This is a genomic window from Pseudooceanicola sp. HF7 (assembly GCF_011806405.1).
Lineage (GTDB): Bacteria > Pseudomonadota > Alphaproteobacteria > Rhodobacterales > Rhodobacteraceae > Pseudooceanicola.
In genome coordinates this window covers 1-18736 of the sequence record NZ_JAATOW010000016.1, presented here as the reverse complement: position 1 = coordinate 18736, position 18736 = coordinate 1, and the positions used below count along the sequence as shown (strand labels likewise).

Annotated in this window: 18 protein-coding genes and 1 tRNA gene; 10 read left to right on the top strand and 9 right to left on the bottom strand. The window is 65.6% G+C overall.

Features of this window, described 5'->3' with window-relative positions:
* Window positions 1–301 precede the first annotated feature (301 nt).
* Entirely contained in the window at window positions 302–1570 is a 1269-nt protein-coding gene (gene clpX / locus HCZ97_RS10995) for an ATP-dependent Clp protease ATP-binding subunit ClpX (protein ID WP_167688768.1), read from the bottom strand.
* 167 nt (window positions 1571–1737) lie between these two features.
* Window positions 1738–2370, bottom strand: a complete 633-nt coding sequence (locus tag HCZ97_RS10990) for an ATP-dependent Clp protease proteolytic subunit (RefSeq protein WP_167688767.1) — start codon at window positions 2368–2370, stop codon at window positions 1738–1740.
* A 341-nt stretch (window positions 2371–2711) separates the two neighbouring features.
* On the opposite strand from HCZ97_RS10990, the gene HCZ97_RS10985 reads away from it, so the two are divergent.
* Window positions 2712–3407, top strand: a complete 696-nt coding sequence (locus HCZ97_RS10985; RefSeq protein ID WP_167688766.1) for a DUF1045 domain-containing protein — start codon at window positions 2712–2714, stop codon at window positions 3405–3407.
* A gap of 161 nt (window positions 3408–3568) precedes the next feature.
* On the opposite strand, the gene HCZ97_RS10980 is transcribed toward HCZ97_RS10985, so the two are convergent.
* The 4 genes from HCZ97_RS10980 to HCZ97_RS10965 form a co-directional block, all read right to left on the bottom strand.
* Complete coding sequence (locus tag HCZ97_RS10980) at window positions 3569–4432, bottom strand: acyl-CoA thioesterase II (RefSeq protein ID WP_254871476.1); 864 nt, start codon at window positions 4430–4432, stop codon at window positions 3569–3571.
* 156 nt (window positions 4433–4588) lie between these two features.
* Window positions 4589–5776, bottom strand: coding sequence for an MFS transporter (locus tag HCZ97_RS10975; RefSeq protein ID WP_167688764.1), 1188 nt, complete (start codon window positions 5774–5776; stop codon window positions 4589–4591).
* A gap of 442 nt (window positions 5777–6218) precedes the next feature.
* Window positions 6219–6305: transfer RNA gene (locus tag HCZ97_RS10970), tRNA-Leu, on the bottom strand.
* Window positions 6306–6509: 204 nt separating this feature from the next.
* Window positions 6510–8156 (bottom strand): peptidoglycan-binding domain-containing protein, encoded by a 1647-nt coding sequence (locus HCZ97_RS10965; RefSeq protein WP_167688763.1) that lies wholly within the window; start codon window positions 8154–8156, stop codon window positions 6510–6512.
* Between the two features lie 110 nt (window positions 8157–8266).
* On the opposite strand from HCZ97_RS10965, the gene lipB reads away from it, so the two are divergent.
* From lipB to HCZ97_RS10945, 4 genes are all read left to right on the top strand, one after another.
* Window positions 8267–8941, top strand: coding sequence for a lipoyl(octanoyl) transferase LipB (gene lipB / locus HCZ97_RS10960; protein ID WP_368484359.1), 675 nt, complete (start codon window positions 8267–8269; stop codon window positions 8939–8941).
* A 122-nt stretch (window positions 8942–9063) separates the two neighbouring features.
* Complete coding sequence (locus HCZ97_RS10955; protein ID WP_167688761.1) at window positions 9064–9483, top strand: cytochrome c family protein; 420 nt, start codon at window positions 9064–9066, stop codon at window positions 9481–9483.
* Between the two features lie 332 nt (window positions 9484–9815).
* The gene (gene ctaD, locus HCZ97_RS10950; protein ID WP_167688760.1) at window positions 9816–11486 is read left to right on the top strand and encodes a cytochrome c oxidase subunit I; all 1671 of its coding nucleotides are present in this window, start codon (window positions 9816–9818) and stop codon (window positions 11484–11486) included.
* Between the two features lie 195 nt (window positions 11487–11681).
* Window positions 11682–12170, top strand: a complete 489-nt coding sequence (locus HCZ97_RS10945) for a DUF2244 domain-containing protein (protein ID WP_167688759.1) — start codon at window positions 11682–11684, stop codon at window positions 12168–12170.
* A gap of 11 nt (window positions 12171–12181) precedes the next feature.
* Here HCZ97_RS10945 and HCZ97_RS10940 read toward each other — a convergent pair whose 3' ends face one another.
* Both HCZ97_RS10940 and HCZ97_RS10935 read right to left on the bottom strand, forming a co-directional pair.
* Entirely contained in the window at window positions 12182–12364 is a 183-nt protein-coding gene (locus HCZ97_RS10940; RefSeq protein WP_167688758.1) for a DUF3008 family protein, read from the bottom strand.
* A 226-nt stretch (window positions 12365–12590) separates the two neighbouring features.
* Window positions 12591–13052: a GatB/YqeY domain-containing protein gene (locus HCZ97_RS10935; protein ID WP_167688757.1), complete on the bottom strand. Its 462-nt coding sequence runs from the start codon at window positions 13050–13052 to the stop codon at window positions 12591–12593.
* 209 nt (window positions 13053–13261) lie between these two features.
* On the opposite strand from HCZ97_RS10935, the gene carA reads away from it, so the two are divergent.
* Window positions 13262–14422 (top strand): glutamine-hydrolyzing carbamoyl-phosphate synthase small subunit, encoded by a 1161-nt coding sequence (gene carA / locus HCZ97_RS10930; RefSeq protein ID WP_167688756.1) that lies wholly within the window; start codon window positions 13262–13264, stop codon window positions 14420–14422.
* Window positions 14423–14593: 171 nt separating this feature from the next.
* Entirely contained in the window at window positions 14594–16570 is a 1977-nt protein-coding gene (locus tag HCZ97_RS10925) for a glycosyltransferase (protein ID WP_167688755.1), read from the top strand.
* A 36-nt stretch (window positions 16571–16606) separates the two neighbouring features.
* On the opposite strand, the gene HCZ97_RS10920 is transcribed toward HCZ97_RS10925, so the two are convergent.
* Window positions 16607–17257 (bottom strand): GntR family transcriptional regulator, encoded by a 651-nt coding sequence (locus HCZ97_RS10920; RefSeq protein WP_167688754.1) that lies wholly within the window; start codon window positions 17255–17257, stop codon window positions 16607–16609.
* Window positions 17258–17360: 103 nt separating this feature from the next.
* On the opposite strand from HCZ97_RS10920, the gene HCZ97_RS10915 reads away from it, so the two are divergent.
* The 3 genes from HCZ97_RS10915 to HCZ97_RS10905 form a co-directional block, all read left to right on the top strand.
* On the top strand, window positions 17361–18005 hold the full coding sequence (locus HCZ97_RS10915; RefSeq protein ID WP_167688753.1) for a pyrimidine 5'-nucleotidase: 645 nt from the start codon (window positions 17361–17363) through the stop codon (window positions 18003–18005).
* A gap of 72 nt (window positions 18006–18077) precedes the next feature.
* Window positions 18078–18311 carry a hypothetical protein gene (locus HCZ97_RS10910; protein ID WP_167688752.1) on the top strand — a complete coding sequence of 78 codons (234 nt, stop codon included), beginning with the start codon at window positions 18078–18080 and terminating at the stop codon, window positions 18309–18311.
* 23 nt (window positions 18312–18334) lie between these two features.
* Window positions 18335–18736: FAD-dependent monooxygenase (locus HCZ97_RS10905; protein WP_175581707.1), on the top strand; the 402-nt coding region annotated here is incomplete at its 3' end.

The following is an 18736-nucleotide window of genomic DNA, read 5'->3' as shown; positions in this document are numbered from 1 at the left end:
AAAAAAAAAAGACGCAGCCCGAAAAAGAGAGTGCAGAATGCCCATCGAAGCCTCCGATACTTGCTGTCCCTGATATGGCGCATCCGGGGCTGAAGGTCCAGAGGGCAGCGCGGCTCTGCCCCGGGTCAAATGCCCGGAATACCGCCGATTTGATCAATATGCCCGGCCCCACAGCCCAACGGGCCGCGCAGCGGGCGGAGCGGTGCGGGCAAGGCCCCGCCCCCACCAAAAGAAAAGCCCCACCGAAGCGGGGCTCTTGATTCCTTTGGGCCGGCAGCCGCCGGGGAAACGCGTCCGGGGCTCAGCCCGCGGTCGCGCCTTCCTTCTTGGCATCGGCGTAGATCATCAGCGGCGCGGCCTCTGCGGTCACGGCTTCCTCGTTGACCACGACTTCCTCGACCTCGGCCATGCCGGGCAGTTCGAACATCGTGTCCAGCAGGATGTCCTCAAGGATGGAGCGCAGGCCACGGGCGCCGGTCTTGCGTTCGATCGCGCGCTTGGCGATGGCCTTCAGCGCGTCATCGGTAAAGGTCAGCTCCACGCTCTCAAGCTCGAACAGGCGCTGGTACTGCTTGACCAGGGCGTTCTTCGGCTGGGTCAGGATCGTGACAAGCGCATCCTGGTCCAGATCCTCAAGCGTTGCCAGAACCGGCAGACGGCCGACGAATTCCGGGATCAGGCCGAACTTCAGCAGATCCTCGGGTTCGAGGTCCTGGAAGATCTCGCCCACGCCGCGCGCATCGTTGTCACGCACATCGGCGCCGAAGCCCATGGCAGAGCCCTTGCCGCGCTGCGCGATGATCTTGTCCAGGCCGGCAAATGCACCGCCGCAGATGAACAGGATGTTCGTGGTATCCACCTGCAGGAATTCCTGCTGCGGATGCTTCCGGCCACCCTGCGGCGGAACGGAGGCCACGGTGCCTTCCATCAGTTTCAGCAGCGCCTGCTGCACGCCCTCGCCCGACACGTCGCGGGTGATCGAGGGGTTCTCGGACTTGCGGGTGATCTTGTCGACCTCGTCGATGTAGACGATGCCGCGCTGCGCCTTCTCGACGTTGTATTCGGACGATTGCAGCAGCTTGAGGATGATGTTCTCAACATCCTCGCCCACGTAGCCGGCTTCGGTCAGCGTGGTCGCATCTGCCATCGTGAAGGGCACATCCAGGATCCGTGCCAGCGTCTGGGCCAGCAGGGTCTTGCCGCAGCCCGTGGGGCCGATCAGCAGGATGTTGGATTTCGCCAGCTCGATATCGCCACCGGACTTGGCCGAGTGGTTGAGCCGCTTGTAGTGGTTGTGCACCGCGACAGAGAGCACGCGCTTGGCCATTTTCTGGCCGATGACATAATCGTCAAGCACGGCGCAGATATCCTTGGGCGTCGGTACGCCTTCGGAGCTCTTCAGTCCGGTCGATTTCGTCTCTTCACGGATGATGTCCATGCAGAGCTCAACGCATTCGTCGCAGATGAACACGGTCGGTCCCGCGATCAGCTTGCGTACCTCGTGCTGGCTCTTGCCGCAGAAGCTGCAATAAAGCGTGTTCTTGCTGTCTCCGCCGGAATTCGTCGCCATCTTCAGTTCACCTTTCGCCCCTGGGGGCCTTACCTGCGCTTCACGTTTCGCGCATCCGGGGCCGGGCCCCGCAGCATGCCAGACAGACTAGGGCAGCCCATGCGGGGGGACAACGCCAAAGTTGTCCCAAGCCCCCCTGCCCCAAGGGAGCAGGGGGAGGGGCCGAATTACTCGGCAGCCCCATCGATACCGCTACGGCTTTCGACGATCTCGTCGATCAGGCCCCAATCCTTGGCTTCCTCTGCCGACATGAAGTTGTCGCGTTCAAGCGCTTCAAGAACGGCCTCGTAGCTCTGCCCCGTATGCTTGACGTAGATACGGTTAAGACGCTCTTTCAGTTTCTTCGTATGCTCTGCGTGGATCAGGATATCGGTCGCCTGGCCCTGGTAGCCGCCAGAGGGCTGGTGGACCATGATTTCCGAATTCGGCAGCGAGAAACGCATGCCTTCAGCACCGCCTGCCAGCAGCAGAGAGCCCATGGACATCGCCTGGCCGACCACCAGGGTCGACACCTTCGGCTTGATGTACTGCATGGTGTCGTAGATCGACAGGCCTGCGGTCACGACACCGCCCGGGCTGTTGATATACATGGAAATTTCCTTGGACGGGTTCTCAGCCTCAAGGTGCAGCAACTGCGCCACGATCAGGCTGGACATGCCATCATGCACCGGGCCGGACAGGAAGATGATCCGTTCCTTCAGCAGGCGCGAGAAAATATCGTAGGCCCGTTCGCCACGGCTGGTCTGCTCGACGACCATGGGCACCAGATTATTCATGTAAAAGTCGACTGGATCTTTCATTTCGCCCTGCCCTTGATGTTATATCCGATCCCTAGCGATCAGACCCTAAGAGAGTCTTAGTGATCGTCTGGAAGGCCTGCAAGGGCGGGGGGTGATTTTGCCTAACACCCGGTCTCCTGCCTGCCAGCCGCCTGGGCACGGGGCGCGCGGCACGGCCCTTTTGCCAGGGGCGCTGCCGGCCCGCACGCGGGGCGCGCGCCCTGCCCCGGCGGGTCCTTGCGCAAGAAATTGTGAACCTGCGACCGATCACCGCTGCGCATCTTCACGCCGTGCGCGAGGCCGCGTCATTTGCCTGTCACCTGCGTCGCGGTAAGAGCAGGGCCAGTTTGAAAGGAAAGACCATGCAGGATTTCACCCGCTTCGCGATCTACTACATGCCCGAGCCCGGCCCGCTGGCCGATTTCGGTGCCGCATGGCTGGGCTGGGATGCCGCCAGCGGGCAGCCCTGCGCCCACCCCGAGGTGCCCGGCCTGCCCCGCCCCCTGTCGGAGATCACCCAGACCCCGCGCAAGTATGGCTTTCACGGCACGATCAAGCCGCCCTTCCGGCTGGCTGAGGGGCAAAGCGCGCGCGATCTTATGGGGGCCGCGCGGGCGCTCTGCGCCTCGGAAACGCCGGTGGAACTGCCGGGGCTGCGCCTGCAACGGCTGGGGCGCTTCCTGGCGCTGACGCCGCAGGGCGATACCGGGCCGCTGGCCTCTCTGGCGGGCTCCATGGTGCGCGGCCTCGATCCCTTCCGTGCCCCCGCGCCAGAGGCAGAGCTGGCGCGCCGCCGCAAGGCCGGGCTTTCGGAGCGCCAGGAAGAGCTTTTGCAGCAATGGGGTTACCCCTACGTGATGGATGAATTCCGCTTTCACCTGACCCTCAGCGGCGGGCTTCCGGCAGAAGACGCAGAGGCCACCGAAGCTGCCCTGGCCGCCATCCTGCCGCCGATCCTGCCCGCGCCCTTCCGCATCGAAAGCCTGTGCCTGGCCGGAGAGGACCCAGAGGGCCGCTTCCACCTGGTCGAACGCCTGCCCCTGGGCACCGCCCGCTAGGACCGACCAGAACGCACGCGCCAAACCGCAGGCCGTCATTGCCCTGTCACAGAGGACTGGCAAAGAGGCGCTGTCCCTTTTCAGGCAATGCCTTTCAGAAATGTCCGGGCGCGTGCGGGTCTGTCCCGCCGCGCCCATTTTCTTTCGTCACCTTTTTCGCGTCACTCGGCGACGCGGATCATGCCTTCCTGCGCGACAGAGGCGATCAGGCGACCGTCCCGCGCGAAGATCTTGCCGAAGGTCATGCCGCGCGCATTGCCGGACCAGGGGCTGTCCATCGCGTAGAGCAGCCAGTCATCGATGCGGAAATCCTCGTGGATCCAAAGCGCGTGATCCAGCGAGGCCACTTTGGCGCCGGGATCGTTCCAGGCCTTGCCATGCACGGTCAGCGCCGTCTGGATCAGCCCCAGGTCAGAGGTATAGGCCAGCGCGGCTCGGTGCAGTTGAGGATCGTCCGGCATGGGGAAACAGGTGCGGATCCAGCGGTACTGCGTGCCGCTGCGCGGGGTCAGGTCGAAGGGCGGACAGGGTCCGACCGGGCGCACCTCGATCGGGCGGGGAGAGGTCAGGATCTGCTCTGCCCGCGGGCCAAGGCGCTCCAGGTGCTCGCGTGCGAGATCCCGGTCAGATGGCAGATCCTCGGGCGGGGTGATCCCCTCGGGGAAGGCATCCGCATGGGACACCCCGCCATCCTGGACCTGGAAAGAGGCCGCCATGTTCAGGATCGGCTTGCCGGACTGGATCGCCACCACGCGGCGGGTGGCAAAGCTGCGCCCGTCCATGTCGCGCGACACGCGGTAAAGGACAGGTTCGGCCGCATTGCCGGGCCGCATGAAATAGACGTGCAGGGAATGGTTGCGCCGGTCGTCCCCGACCGTGCGGGTGGCTGCCATCAGCGCCTGGGCGATCACCTGGCCGCCGAAGCTGCGCCCCTGGCCGCCGGGCGTGGCGATCCCGCGATAGAAATCCTCCTCGATCCGTTCAACGTTCAGGATCGGGGTCAGAACATCCTCTGTCTGGGGCATGTCGGCTGGCATTTTCGGGGGCCTCGGTTCGTTGCTTGCGGGACCCCCGACACTTGGCAAAAGCCGGGGTGAATGCAACCCCCGGCGAGCTGAGGGCAGAGGGCAGATGGCAGACGGCGCCCGCAGGGGCCGGCGCCTGCCCCTGTTCAGCCCGGATCAGCCGGCCAGCGCGCTCTTGCGGGGGACATCGCCCAGCACGGCCACGGCCCAGATCACCAGCCCCGCAAGGGACAGCCCCATGCCCACCAGACCAACCGAGGGCCAGCCCGCGCCGGACATCAGCGCCAGCCCGCCCAGCATCGGGCCAAGCGCATTGGCGAAGTTGAAGGCCGAATGGTTCAGCGCGGCAGAGAGCGTGGGCGCATCGGCAGCCAGGTCCATTAGGCGGGTCTGCAGGATCGTGCTCAGCCCGCCTGTGATCCCGATCACCAGCAGCACCGGCGCGATCAGCCAAAGGTTCCCGGCCACGGCCCAGAAGGCCAGCATCATCAGCGCGTTGACGACCAGAACCCAGAAGGCCGCGCCCATGATCGACTTGTCCGCAGCCCAGCCGCAGACGAATTGCCCGATGGTCATACCGATGCCGAAGATCATCAGCATGATCGGCACGACGGCCTCGCTGCCGCCGGCATGCAGCATGATGACGGAGGCGAGGTAGGTGTAGACACAGAACATGCCGCCCGCGCCGATGCCGCCGATGGCCAGCGTCAGCCAGATCTGGCGCCGCTTCAGCGTTGCCAGTTCCCGCATCGGGCTGGCATCCTCGGCCGCCGGCAGACGGGGTGCCAGGAAATGCACCATGATGGCGCAGGTCGCCGCCAGCACGGTCACGATGGCAAAGGTCCAGCGCCAGCCCAGCACCGCGCCGAAGATATTGGCCAGCGGCACGCCCAGCACCGTGGCTACCGTCAGCCCCAGCATGACCCGGCCCACGGCCTGCGCCCGCTTGCCCCGCGGCACAAGAGAGGCCGCCATCAGGCCCGCAACGCCGAAGTAGGCGCCATGGGGCAGACCGGCCAGGAAACGCGTCGCGGCAAAACCGCCCCAGCCCGGCATCAGCGCCGACATCCCGTTGATCACCGCGTAATAGGCCATCAGGCTGACCAGCAGCGTACGCCGGGGCAGCCGCGCGCTCAGCAGCGCGACCAGCGGCGCGCCCAGGCAGACGCCAAGCGCATAGGCGCTGATGGCATGGCCGGCCTCGGCCTCGCTGACGCCGAAATCGGCCGAGAAATAGGGCAGGATGCTCATCGTGGCGAATTCGGCCACGCCGATGGCAAAGCCACCCATGGCCAGGGCCAGCATCACAAGGCCGGGGCGGGCGCCGCTCTGGGTGCTCTGCATAATGTCGCTCCGCGGGCGGGTCGGGCCGCCACATCTGTGGATCGGTCCGGAGCCTGCCCTGCCGCGACCGCCACTGCGGACCGCGGGCCGGACCCGGTGAAGATCGATTTTGACTGAAGGCGACCCGGCAGGGTGGAGGACGGGGGAAGAGTCAGGTCGCGTGCCTCTCTTTTCAACGCTGCCGGCGATAACGCAAGCCCCGGGCCTGCGATAGCGGGGTTGCATCCTGCGCAGTCCCTGCCCCGCCCTGCAAGGACGCCTGCAGCCTGGGCGGATGCAGCCACAAGCGGTCCCGGCAACGCCGCCGCATCGGGGCGCGCAAATCGGGCCAGCCTGCTAGCGGCGCAAAGAGCGCTTAAGGGATCATGAGGGGGGATCAGCCAGCGGCCCGGTCCGGACTGACGTCCGGACCATCTTGGGACCGTATCTCTGAGAGAGAGTTTGGTGCGGTCGAGAAGACTCGAACTTCCACGGGTGTTACCCCACAGCGACCTCAACGCTGCGCGTCTACCAATTCCGCCACGACCGCATCTGTCAATCGGTCATTCTTGCAAACGACCGGTTGGCGTGAGCGGGCTTCTACAGAGTGCGGCGAAGCTTGAAAAGGACAAAATGCGCTTTGGCGGAAAAATTTTGCGCCTTTCGGGGGCGGTTTTTGCGTAGGCGCAAACCGCGCCGGGCGACCGGCAGACAGATCGCCCGAAGCTCCTTCCAAACCCTTGTCCTCAAAGGTTTATTCCAGGGAGAAGCTCGGCAGGCCAGAGGCTGGCACCGGCTTCACCTCTGCCTGGTCGCCGCCCAGGGCCACCCGCAACAGCTCCACCCGGCCGGCATCGCCCGGCATGACCACCGGCGTCGCCCCGCCGTCCAGCGCCGCAAGCGCCATGTCGTACCAGCCCCGCGCCCGATCGACAGAGGCCGGCGCGCCGTAGCCCTGGCCCAGGTGATGCCCCACCAGCTCCGCGTAAGGCGTCTTGCCCGTGCCCACCAGCACCAGCGCCGCGCCAAGCGCCACCTGCATGTTGTCGCGCCGGTAGCCGGTGAACAGGCAGATCTCTCCGGCGGTCTGAAGCTGCTCAAGCGTCATGCCGGAGCTCAGAACGAATCCCTGCACCTGCCCCAGCACCTCTGCGGCGGGCTTGATCGCCAGCATATCCACGTAGCTGCGCACCGCCGGGCCGAAGGCATCGCATTGCGCCTCTACCTGCGGCTGGGTCGCGCCGGGGATCGCCGCCACCATCTCTTCGCCGCGGGCGATGGAATAGGTGCGGCCCAGGCAGAACTGCTCACCCAGGGCGACCTTGGGGTCCCGCAGGGTGGCGGCAGTCATGTAGCCCCCGTTGGAGGTGGTCAGCAGGTTGATCTTGGAACAATAGCTGGCCAGCGACGGGGCCGCCTGCCGTGAAGGGCCGGTGGCGAAAACCGGCAGCGTCGGCTGCGGCGCGACTTGCGGCACCACCTCCGGCAGCGCAGGCGCCCCCTGCCCCGCCTGCATCAGCAGCGGATCGTTCAGCTCGCACCGGGTGCGGTCGCAATCTAACATCGCGACCTCGATCCGGTTGCTGCGCTGCGCGTTCAGCCGGTACTGGTACTGCGCTCGCTGGTAGCTGTTGCCCTGCGCGCTGTTCCCGGTGGAGGTAAACAGAAGCGCGGTGCATTCCGTCTGCCCGCACCAGAAGCTGGAGCCGGTGACAGAGGTATCCAGCAGGTAGTCGTTGATCCCGTCCCCGTTGACGTCATGGGTGACTATGAACCCGGCGCGCTGCAGCAATTGTTCGGCAGAGGGTTCGGCACTGTCGGCGATCTCGTCGATGGCGTCGGAAACCTCGATCGGCAGGCCCGCGTAGCCATAGCCGCCATGGCCGCTCAGGCTGGCCGCCGCCCGCGTGCCGCCGGGCCGGATGCCCAGCTTCTCATCGCGCCAGACAACCAGCAGCCCCTGCACCCCGCGCGGATCGCGGCGCAGGATGCGCCCCACGTCCGGCCCGCCAAGCTGCGCCCGCTGGTAGGAGCTGATCAGGTGCTGGCGCTGGTCGGACTGCAATCGCCCCGTCGCCGGGTAGCCCATCAGCACCTGGTAGCGAGACACCGCCTGGCGCGACCGCGACCCCAGCACGCCATCCGCTGTCCCGGCCTCGAAACCGAAGTAGTTCAGGGCCGTCTGCGTCTCACGGTTGGCAGCCCGCGCGGCCGTGTTGGAGGACCGCTGGGTCGATGAATAGCTGCGCTTGGGCTGCGTCGACCGCTGCACCCCGTTCAGAAGCGCGCCGCCGATGATCCCGCCGATGATCGCTGCGCCCACGTCATTGGCTTGTGCGCTCAGCGGTGCGGTGGCAATAAGGGCCGCCGTAACGACCCCTGCAACGGACTTGGTTGGCATCCCGAAAACTCCCTGGCTGACGATCCCGGGTCGGAAGTACCAAGCAGATCCCTACAGGAAGTTACGTCGGGGAATGAATTTACAGACAATTAACGGCAGCGCGGCAGGATATTGAAATCATGGTCGAATGGATCATCAGCGACGGCTTCGTGGACTACCAGGAGGCGCTGGCCACCATGGAAGACCGGGTCGAGCGAATCGCCGCCGGCGAGGCGGAAGAGCTGATCTGGCTGCTGGAACACCCCCCGCTCTACACCGCCGGCACCTCTGCCCGGCTGGAAGATCTGACAGATCCCGGCCGCTTCCCGGTGCATGAGGCACGGCGCGGCGGGCAATATACCTACCATGGTCCGGGCCAGCGCGTGGCCTATGTGATGCTGGACCTCAACCGCCGCGGGCGTGACATCCGCGCCTTCGTCAAGGCGCTGGAAGGCTGGGTCATCGACACCCTGGGCGAATTCGGCCTGCGCGGAGAGATCCGCGAAGGGCGCGTCGGCGTCTGGGTGCCCCGCCCGGAAAAGGCGCCCCTGCCCGATGGCACCCCGCGCGAAGACAAGATCGCCGCCATAGGCATCCGCCTGCGCAAATGGGTCAGCTTCCATGGCATCTCGATCAACGTGGAACCGGATCTGGAGCATTTCTCCGGCATCGTGCCCTGCGGGATCTCCGACCAGGGGGTGACCAGCCTGGTCGACCTTGGCCTGCCCGTCACCATCGAGGACCTCGACAATGCGCTGATGGCGACCTTCTCCCGCGCCTTCCCCGACCTGGCACAAACGGACTGAGCGCCCGCGGCGACAGTCGTTGGGGGGTGCCCCTGCGACAATGATGCCGCCCCCGCCCCCTTTCGGCCCGCGCCCCCAAGGCGTTAAGACGGAGGCGAACCCGGAACCGCAGGGAGACCACCATGTACCAACGGATTAAACTCACGCTCCTGGCCCTCGCGCTTGGCGCAACCGGACCGGCGCTTGCCGGCGATGCCGCGACCGGAGAGGCCGCCTTCCGCCAGTGCAAGTCCTGCCACAAGATCGCCTCTGCGGAAGAGATGTTCGTGCGCGGCGGCCCCACTGGCCCCAACCTCTACGGCGTGATCGGCCGCCAGGCCGGCACCGAGGACTTCCGCTACGGTGCGGACCTGGTGCGGGCCGGCGAAGCGGGCCTTGTCTGGAACGAGGAAAACCTGGCTGAATACATCACCGATCCCCGCGCCTTCCTGCGCGAATACCTGGATGATCCCTCCGCCAAGGTGAAGATGACCTTCAAGTCGCGCAAGGACCAGGCCGATATCGCCACCTTCCTGGCGACCTTCTCCGACGACCCCAGCTGAGACGACAGCAGCGGCGCGGGCCAACGAACGGGCCCGCCCCGCAGATCGGCCTGGCAGGAGCGAATCTCGCCCCCGCGCGCCCGACTCGCCGCACCGCCCGCCCCAGTCCGCCGCACCACTCAGCCGCCGCGAAAGCGACCACCCCTACGGCAAGTCCCCCTGCGCGAGTGCTTTTCGGGTCACCGGGACAACCCCTGCGACAAAATAATTTGATCTGCGTCAAATGCGGCCATTGCCCCGCATGATCCCGTCTTTTAGAAAGCTCGTGATTTCGGGCGCATGGGAGGAGACCCCCGTCACGCCGCCCGCTCAACTCTAGCAGGAGGCACGACATGGCCGACGCAGCCGTTCATGGCCACGGGCACGAGGATACCAGGGGGTTCTTCACCCGCTGGTTCATGTCTACCAATCACAAGGATATCGGGATCCTCTATCTGGTCGTGGCCGCGGTCGCCGGCCTGATCTCGGTCATGTTCACCGTCTACATGCGGATGGAACTCATGCATCCCGGGGTGCAGTTCATGTGCCTCGAAGGCGCACGGTTCTGGCCATCCGCAGCAGAATGTACCCCGAACGGGCATCTGTGGAACGTGATGATCACCTACCACGGCGTCCTGATGATGTTCTTCGTGGTCATCCCCGCGCTTTTCGGCGGTTTCGGCAACTACTTCATGCCGCTGCAGATCGGCGCACCGGACATGGCCTTCCCGCGGCTGAACAACATGTCCTTCTGGTTCTACGTGGCCGGCCTGACGCTCGGCGTCTGCTCGCTGCTGACACCGGGCGGCAATGACCAGCTTGGCTCTGGCGTCGGCTGGGTGCTCTACCCGCCGTTGTCGACCAACGAAGGCGGCTACTCGATGGACCTGGCGATCTTCGCCGTCCACGTCTCGGGTGCCTCCTCGATCCTGGGCGCGATCAACATCATCACCACCTTCCTGAACATGCGTGCCCCCGGCATGACCCTGTTCAAGGTGCCGCTCTTTGCCTGGTCCGTCTTCGTCACCGCCTGGCTGATCCTCCTGGCCCTGCCCGTCCTGGCCGGCGCGATCACCATGCTGCTGACCGACCGGAACTTCGGCACGACCTTCTTCCAACCGGCAGGCGGCGGGGATCCGATCCTCTACCAGCACATCCTGTGGTTCTTCGGTCACCCCGAGGTCTACATCATCATCCTGCCCGGCTTCGGCATCATCTCCCACGTGATCTCCACCTTCGCGCGCAAGCCCATCTTCGGCTACCTGCCGATGGTCCTGGCGATCATCGCGATCGGCGTGCTGGGCTTCGTCGTCTGGGCGCACCACATGTACACCGTGGGCCTGTCGCTGACGCAGCAGAGCTACTTCATGATGGCCACCATGGTCATCGCCGTTCCGACGGGCGTGAAGGTCTTCAGCTGGATCGCGACGATGTGGCAGGGCTCGATCGAGTTCAAGACGCCGATGCTCTGGGCCTTCGGCTTCCTGTTCCTCTTCACCGTGGGCGGCGTGACCGGCCTGGTGCTCAGCCAGGCACCCGTCGACCGGGCCTACCATGACACCTACTACGTGGTTGCGCACTTCCACTACGTGATGTCGCTCGGCGCGGTCTTCGCCATCTTCGCCGGTATCTACTTCTACTTCGGCAAGATGACCGGGCGCCAATACCCCGAATGGGCCGGCAAGCTGCACTTCTGGATGATGTTCATCGGCGCGAACCTCACCTTCTTCCCGCAGCACTTCCTGGGTCGCCAGGGCATGCCGCGCCGCTACATCGACTACCCGGAAGGTTTCGCCGTCTGGAACTACTGGTCCTCGATGGGCGCCTTCCTGTCCTTCGCCTCGTTCCTCTTCTTCTTCGGCATCATGTTCTACTCGCTGTTCCGCGGCGCCAAGGTGACCGAGAACAACTACTGGAACGAATACGCCGACACGCTGGAATGGACCCTGCCTTCCCCGCCGCCCGAACACACCTTCGAGCAGCTTCCGAAGCAGGAGGACTGGGACAAGGGCCACGCCCACTGATCCCGCGACCGACATCGGGAAGGGGCGCCACAGCGGCGCCCCTTTTCTTTTGCACCACCTCCGGTGGACCACCTCCGGCAGCCTCACTTCTACCGGCCGCCTAACTTTCTTCTTCTTGCCCTGAAACTCCGGGGTCCGGGGCAGCGCCCCGGGGGGCCCCACCCTCACCACCTTCCGAAAGCACAAGAGGCCCCCTTGCCCTACCGCTGGCAGGACCAGACAGAGCTCACCCTCACCCCGCACCGCTCCTTGCCGCGCCGGGGATTCGCCGTGGTGATTCTCCTGTTCTTCATGCTGGTCACGCTGCCCGTGATGACCATGATCGGCACCCGCGTGCTCTGGGGCCTGCTGCCCTTTGCCATGGCCGCGCTGGCCGCGCTCTGGTGGGGGCTTCAGCGGTCCTACCGCGACGGCGAGGTGACAGAGGTGCTGACCCTCACCCCTGACCTCTGCCGCCTCACCCGCGACGGGCCGCGTGGCAAGCACGGAGACTGGCAGGCCAACCCCTACTGGGTGGAGGTCCGTCTTTACGAAACCGAAGGGCCGGTCCCGCAGTACATCACCCTGCGCGGCAATGGCCGCGAGGTGGAGATCGGCGCCTTCCTGTCAGAGGACGAGCGCAAGCGCCTTTACCCCGAACTGCTGCGCGCCTTCCGCGCCACGCAAGCGGGCGGCAGAAACTGAGTGGGCGGGGCTTAATCCGCCTCTTCCGGCAGCCCCTTCAGCGAGGTGCTGGCCATGTCTTCCAGCTCCTCCTCGCTCATCGTGTCATACATCTCCTGGGACGCCCCCTGCAGCTCGGATGGCTTGGTCTCTCCGCGCTTGGCGGAAAGGGCTGCCCCGGCGGCGCGCTGCTGTGCCTTTGACTTCGCTTTCATCCCGGATCCTCCTCTGGGTTTGCGGTCTCGGTAATCTGGTTCAACCCCTTGGCCTGCCACGGGGTTCCAGCGCCCACCCGCCCCTGCCGACACCGGACAGCCTGCCAAAAAGCGAAAGCCCCGGTGGCCAATGGCGCACCGGGGCTTCCAGGTCTGGAGCTTTCGATGTCCGGGCTCTCCTGCCCGTGCGCGGCGCCCCCTCAGCGCCGCCCGCGGCGGGCCCCGCTCAGGAGGCCAGCCGCTTCTTGACCAGCGGTCCGACAGCGCCGAAATCCATCTGCCCCGTGTAGCGGGACTTCAGGTGGCCCATGATCTTGCCCATGTCCCGGATCGAGCTCGCCTCGGTCGTGGAAATCGCTTCCTCGATCGCGCGGCGCACCTCGTCCTCGTTGAGCTGTCGGGGCAGGAATTCCTCGATGACCTTGATCTCATCCAGTTCCTGTTGGGCCAGGTCGATCCGCCCGCCTTCCTCGTAGGCGCGGGCGCTTTCCTGGCGCTGTTTCGTCATCTTGCCCAGTATGGCAAGCACTTCGCCTTCGCCGACGCCCTCGTCATTGCCGTCCCCCCTGGCGGCAATGTCACGATCCTTGATGGCGGCGTTGATCAGGCGCAGCGTGCAAAGACGCTCGCTCGCACGATCCTTCATCGCCCGCTTGATCGCGGCGTTGACTTGTTCCCTTAGCTGCATTTCACATCTATCCCGGATGTTGTGGCAAGTGCACACAATACCCAATGCGGCCAACCGGGACAAGGACCGCGCCGCAACGTCGCTGCATCGCAGCAGCGCGCGCCCTCGCCCGCCCCTGCGGCCAGCAAAACAAGAGCCATGGGGCCTTGACCCTCCTCCGCCTGCCCAATAGGTATGCGCCAATTTGATCCCCAGAAGAGTCGATGCCCATGCCCCTTCCCCAAGGACAGAAACCGACCGCCTGCCTGGCACTTGCCGATGGCACCATCTTTTACGGCAAAGGCTTCGGCGCGACCGGCATCACCGTGGCGGAGCTTTGCTTCAACACGGCCATGACCGGCTACCAGGAGATCATGACAGATCCCTCCTATGCCGGTCAGATCGTCACCTTCACCTTCCCCCATATCGGCAACACCGGCGTCAACGCCGAGGATGACGAAACCGCCGATCCCGTCGCCAACGGGATGGTGGTGAAATGGGACCCCACCGAACCCTCCAACTGGCGCTCCGCCGGTGAGCTGGGCGACTGGCTGGCCAGCCGCGGCCGCATCGCCATCGGTGGCGTGGACACCCGCCGCCTGACCCGCGTGATCCGGGCCCGGGGCGCGCCCCATGCCGCGCTTCAGCACGATCCGGACGGCATCTTCGATCTTGAGGACCTGGTGGCCCGCGCCCGCGCCTTCTCCGGCCTTGTCGGGCTGGACCTGGCCAAGGACGTGACCTGCGCGCAAAGCTACCGCTGGGACGAGATGCGTTGGGCCTGGCCCGATGGCTTCACCCGCCAGACGGACGCTCGGCACAAGGTCGTGGCGATCGACTACGGCGCCAAGCGCAACATCCTGCGCTGCCTGGCCTCTGCCGGCTGCGACGTGACCGTCCTGCCCGCCTCTGCCACCGCGGAAGAGGTGCTGGCCCACAATCCCGACGGCCTGTTCCTGTCCAACGGCCCCGGCGACCCCGCCGCGACCGGCGCATATGCCGTGCCGATGATCCAGGAAGTCATGGCGAAATCCGACATGCCGATCTTCGGCATCTGCCTGGGTCACCAGATGCTGGCGCTGGCCCTTGGGGCCAAGACGGTGAAGATGAACCACGGCCACCACGGCGCCAACCACCCGGTCAAGGATGTCTTCACCGGCAAGGTTGAGATCACCTCGATGAACCACGGGTTCGCCGTGGACAGCCAGACCCTGCCCGAGGGCGTGGTGGAAAGCCATGTCTCGCTCTTTGACGGCTCCAACTGCGGCATCCGCATGACCGATCGCCCGGTCTTCTCTGTCCAGCACCACCCGGAGGCCAGCCCCGGCCCGCAGGACAGCTTCTACCTGTTCGAACGCTTTGCCGCTTCGATGGACAAGGTCAGCTCCTGACAGGTTAAGGCCGGTTTCCAACCGGTCTCAGGGTCAGCTCTATCGTTTCGGGCCGGATATGACGCGCTTCAGCGTCATTTCCGGCGCATTCTACTTGCGATAAACAATTATTAACCGCAGCTTAACCTCCCAGCCCGACAGTTCATGTTGAGCTTTACACGGGGTTGGGTCATGGCGTTGCATCCGCGCGGGCGGAAGGATTTCGGGGAGACACCCCCGTGGCCTTCGCTGCCGCACGGACAGGATCCGCACCGGATCTTCAGCTTCCAGGAAGCGGCGGTCTCCTTCGTGCCGGAACAGCGCCAGGGCTCCGATTACGGGGATCGCATTCGGGTGCTGCGCCGCGACTGGGCCGAAGGGCGCCTGACAGAGGATGCGCTGCTCGAAAGCCTCTCGCGCAGGCTCCGGCTTGAGATCGTGCACCTGGATCAGACCCCCCCGCTTGATTACCTGCAAGAGATCTTCGATCCGGACTTTCTTCTCAGGAACCAGATCCTGCCCTACCAGATCGAACGCGATCACCTGGTCTTTGCCACCGCCCGTCCCGAGGATTTCCTGAGCCTCATTCCAGAGATCACCGCGGCCCTCAGCCGGCGCGCCAATCCGCTGGCAAAGCTGCGCACCAATGCGCCCGTGCTGCGCATTTCCGTGCGCCCCGTCATCGCCTCGCGCGATGCGATCCACGACTACCTTGCCGAAAGGCACCGCCCCCGCCTGACACGGGCCATGGCCCAGCGCGTCTCTCCGGATGAAAGTTGCCGGACCTGGCAGGTGAACCGGCGGCGCTTCTACCTGACCGGGTTCGCCATCGCGGCGCTGGCCCTGCTGACCCTGCTCTGGCCGGGGCATGTGATGCTGGCGATCACCGGCTGGGCGGTGCTGACGCTGCTCTGCGCCGTGGCGCTGAAGGGCAGCGCGCTGCTGGCCAGCGTCCTCAACCCGCCCTCGGCCCCGCCAGCGATCCCGCCGCCCGGCACGGCGCTGCCGGTGATCTCTGTCCTGGCGCCGCTCTTCCGCGAAAGACGGATCGCGGAGCAGCTGATCCGCCGCCTGGAACGCCTTGATTACCCGAAGGAAAACCTGGACGTGGTGCTCGTGCTTGAGGAAACGGACCAGGTCACCCGTGACGTGGTCGCCGCCCAGCAGCTGCCCAACTGGATGCGCGTTGTAATTGTTCCGGACGGCTTCCCGCGCACGAAGCCGCGCGCCATGAACTACGCGCTCGATTTCTGCCGGGGAGAGGTCATCGGCATCTACGACGCAGAGGATGCGCCAGACCCGGACCAGCTGCGCCGGGTCGCGGCCCATTTCAACGATGCCCCGCCAGAGGTCGCCTGCCTGCAGGGCGCGCTCGATTTCTACAACCCGACCCAGAACTGGCTCTCGCGCTGTTTCACGGCGGAATACAACAGCTGGTTCCGCGTGGTGCTGCCGGGCCTCACCCGGCTGGGCTTCGCGATCCCGCTGGGCGGCACCACGGTCTTCCTGCGCCGCGCCCCGCTAGAGGCGATGGGCGCCTGGGATGCCCATAACGTGACCGAGGACGCAGACCTGGGCTACCGGCTGGTGCGTCATGGCTACCGCACGGAGATCCTGCAAAGCACGACGGGGGAAGAGGCCAATTGCCACGGGCTGCCCTGGGTCAAGCAACGCTCGCGCTGGCTCAAGGGCTACATGGTCACCTACCTCGTGCACATGCGCCGCCCGCTGGAAAGCCTGCGCCAGATGGGCGCCTGGCGCTTCCTGGGCTTCCAGGCGCATTTCATCTCTGCCCTGTCGCAATTCATGCTGGCACCGCTGCTGTGGTCTCTCTGGCTGCTGATGCTGGGCCTGCCCCACCCGATGGAGGACCTGGTGCCGCGCGCCCTGCTGCTGACCTGCACCAGCTTCTTCATCCTGTCGGAGTTCCTGAACTTCGCGCTCGGGGTGATCGGGCTGCAACGCTCCGGTCATCGCGGGCTCTGGCCCTGGGTGCCCAGCCTGCATTTCTATTACCCGCTGGGCTGCCTGGCTTGTTACAAGGCGCTTTACGAGATGATCGTTTGCCCCTTTTACTGGGACAAGACCCAGCACGGGATCTCTGCCGGCAATGGCAAGCTGCCCGTCGCGCCCCCCGCCCAGGCCGACCAGCCGCGCAAGGCTGCCTGATCCGGCTCTCGGATAGCGCGCCTTTTTCAGGCCCGCTCAGATCCCGCCGTCATCCCGCGCCGCGTCCAGCTTGAGCCGGGTCACGAAGGCCTTTGAGATATGGGTGCGCAGGGAGGTCGCCGCCCGGTCCGCATCCCCCGCGGCAATGGCGCGCACGATGGCGTCATGTTCGACCAGCGCATCGTTGTCCCGCCCCTCCGCCGCAAGAGAGGTCGTCGCCAGCAGCGCCATCGACCGATGCACCAGGTCAAGCTGCTGCACCAGGAAGCGGTTGTGCGATGCCAGATGGATCTGGTGGTGAAAGCGCCGGTTCGCCCGGCTCAGCGCGGGCGGATCGCCCAGGTGCTTGTGGTCTTCCTCCACCATGTCCTGCAGCACGCGGATCTCTTCGGCGGTGGCATGGCGCGCGGCCAGCCGGGCGGCCAGCGCCTCCAGCTCGGCGCGCACCACGTAAAGCTCTGCCAGCTGGTTGTGATCCAGCGAGGCCACGATCAGCGAGCGCCCGTCGCGGGTCAGCAGCGCCTGGGTCTCAAGCCGTTGCAGCGCCTCCCGGATAGGCGTGCGCGACACGCCGAACCGCTCGGCCAGCTCGCTTTCCACCAGCCTGTCACCGGGGCGATACAGACCAACGTCTATCGCCTCCAGGATCAGGGAATATGCGTCACCCTGCGGGGGTTTACTGGCCATCGTGCAGGTTCCTTCCAAGGTTCCGCCACCCTAGGCGAGAGTGCCCCCTCAGGCAAGCAAAGGCGGCTTGCGGCGGCCGCACCGCAGGGATAGCCTCCGCCGCATGACAAAAGATGCCTTTTCCCACGTGAATGCCTGGGTCTTCGACCTGGACAACACGCTTTATCACCCCTCCGCGCGGCTCTTCGACCAGATCGAGGTCCGCATGACGAACTGGGTGATGCGCACCCTCGGCACCACCCAGGCAGAGGCCGACCAGCTGCGCCGGGATTACTGGCACAACCACGGCACCACCCTGGCCGGGCTGATGCGGGAACATGACGTCGACCCGCTGCCCTACCTGACCGAAGTGCATGAGATCGACCTGACCCACCTTGAGAAGGACCCGGACCTGGCCGCCAATATCCGCGCCCTGCCCGGGCGCCGGGTGGTCTATACCAATGGCTCGGGCCCCTATGCCGAACGCGTGCTTGAGGCCCGCGGGCTCTCTGGACTGTTCGACGCGATCTACGGGATCGAGCACGCGGACTTCCTGCCCAAGCCCGAACGCCAGGCTTACGAGACGATCTTTGCCATGGACGGGCTGGACCCGACCCGCGCGGCCATGTTCGAAGACGACCCCCGCAACCTGGCCCAGCCCCATGCCATGGGCCTGCGCTGCGTCCATGTCTCCGACGATCCGGTCGAGGCGGACTATGTCCACTACTCCACCGCAGACCTCAGCGGCTTCCTGCGCGGGATTGTCTGAGCGACCGGATGTCGCTTTGACCCGAAGGGCGCGGCACCCCATTTCCTGCAAAAGCAGGATAAAGGAAAGCTCATGACCGACGCCGCACAGTTCCCCCGCCGCGCCTGGCACTACATTCCCGTCCTCGGGTGGATCCTCCGGGATCTGCAACGGGACTTCTTCGGCAATATCGGCTATGCCGCGCTGATCTTCGTGACCGCGATGATCCTGGCCGTGAAAACATGGGGGCTGGTGGCCCTCGGCATCACGGCGCTGGCCACGGTGCCGGTGATGTTCGTGGTCCTGATCCTGCTGACGCGGGGCTGAAGGGCGTTCTGAAAGGGTGAAAGATGACAGGGACTTATGACATCGTGATCTCCGGCGGCGGGGTGGCGGGGCTGACCGCCGCCTGCCTCTTCGGGGCCGAAGGCTACGCCGTGCTCTGCCTTGATCCCATGCCGCCCGTGACCTCGCAGGCTGCGGCGGGCGCGGATCTGCGCACCACCGCCTTCCTGCAACCCGCCCAGGCCCTGCTGGAAGAAGCCGGCCTCTGGGAGCGCCTCGCGCCCCATGCCGCGCCGCTCCAGATCATGCGCATCATCGATGCCGGCGGGCCGCAACCGGAAGCCCGCGCGATCAAGGATTTCAACGCCGCAGAGATCTCGGACAAGCCCTTTGGCTGGAACCTTCCCAACTGGCTGCTGCGGCGCGAGATGGTCGCGCGGCTGGGCGATCTGCCCAACGTGACCTTC